At 67.0% G+C, this 1,359-nt stretch carries 1 protein-coding gene; it reads right to left on the bottom strand.

Annotation, left to right across the window (positions count from 1 at the left end; genetic code table 11):
* Positions 1 to 24: 24 nt before the first annotated feature.
* Positions 25 to 1,164, bottom strand: a complete 1,140-nt coding sequence (locus SLP03_RS31375; RefSeq protein ID WP_319464256.1) for an ISAs1 family transposase — start codon at positions 1,162 to 1,164, stop codon at positions 25 to 27.
* Positions 1,165 to 1,359: the final 195 nt, after the last annotated feature.

Consider the following 1,359-nt stretch of genomic DNA (forward strand, 5'->3'; position numbering starts at 1 on the left):
CAGGGGTAAAGCAAAGTCAGTTGATCATGTTCGGGATGCGGTGAGCAGGGGCAGGATTAGTAGTTTGTTGCCGTGGAGTCGCTCCAGGACTTGTTTGATCTTGGTGTGGCCGGCGAGGCGGATCAGTCCGATGGCGAGATTGCGGAACAGGGCCATGGTGTGGGCGGTAGCGCCGAGCCAGGCGTGGTGGTGGTCTTCGGCGAAGATGACGTCCCGCACCCAGTGGATCTTGTTTTCGATTCCCCAGTGTCGACGGGTGTAGTCGGCGATGTCCGCGGCTGTGGTGGCCTGGACGGCCAGGTTCGTGATGCCGTGGACGATGTCTTTGCGCAGGCGTTGGCCGGTCAGGTCGTAGGTGTCGCGGCGGATCCGGAAGACCTGCGCGGCGGCGGGGAAATCGATGCCGGCGGCGTCGGCGGTCCAGATCCGCCGTTCGATGATGACCCCGGAGCGGTGTTCGCGGTGGGTGTGCGCGGCGGTGTCGCTGGTCGCGGCGGGTAGGCGCTGCCAGATCGCCGCGAGGAGGGCGGGTCTGTTGCCCTTTACGGTGAACACGTAACCGGCGCCGCGTTGGTGCAGGTAGGCGGCGGTCTCGGTCGAGGGGTGCGCGGCGTCGGCGGTGATCACCGTGCCGGCGATCTCGACCGGGTCCAGCAACGTCTGGACCTGGGTGACCTCGGTGGTGTCGTCGGGCACCCGGAGTTGGGCGATCACCACGGCGGTGTCGTGGCGCATCGCGGAGAACAGTTTCACGTTGTTGGCGGGGTCGCCGTCGTGGGAGGCCCGTACGGTCTTGCCGTCCAGGGCCAGGCCGGGTCGCACACCGTCAATGGGTGGTGGGATGCGGGTGGCGATCCACTGACACAGCAGGCGGTCCGTGGCGGCGGCGTCGATCGTCTCGGCCAGCCGGCGCAGGGTGTCACGGCTGGGTGGCATCCGCCTGCCGTGGCGGGGGTCCAGGCGGGCGCCCGCGGCGGCCAGCAGCAGCGTGGGTAGTTCGGCGACCCGGTCGGCGGCCTGACGGAAGTTACGGGCCCCGCAGAGCACCGCCAACGCCAGCATGGTCAACACCGCCGGCAGCGGGTGACGCACTCCCCGACGCTTGCGTGGGTCGCTGACCTGGCAGAACACCTCGTACAACGCGGTCACGTCCGAGACGTCCATGTCGGCGCCACCATCGGTGACGGTAGAGGTCAGGGCATGGGAGACTGCCACGAGCGGCCTTTCTTTGCAGACGATGCTGGCGTAGAGAACCTTCATCATCCACTTAGGAAGGCCGCGTCTATGAACCGGCCTCAGACAGCGAACCCGCCGCTGAGCAGCACGTCCACATGATCACCTGACTTTGCTTTGCCTCTG

Source organism: Micromonospora sp. RTP1Z1 (genome assembly GCF_033804685.1).
GTDB lineage: Bacteria > Actinomycetota > Actinomycetes > Mycobacteriales > Micromonosporaceae > Micromonospora.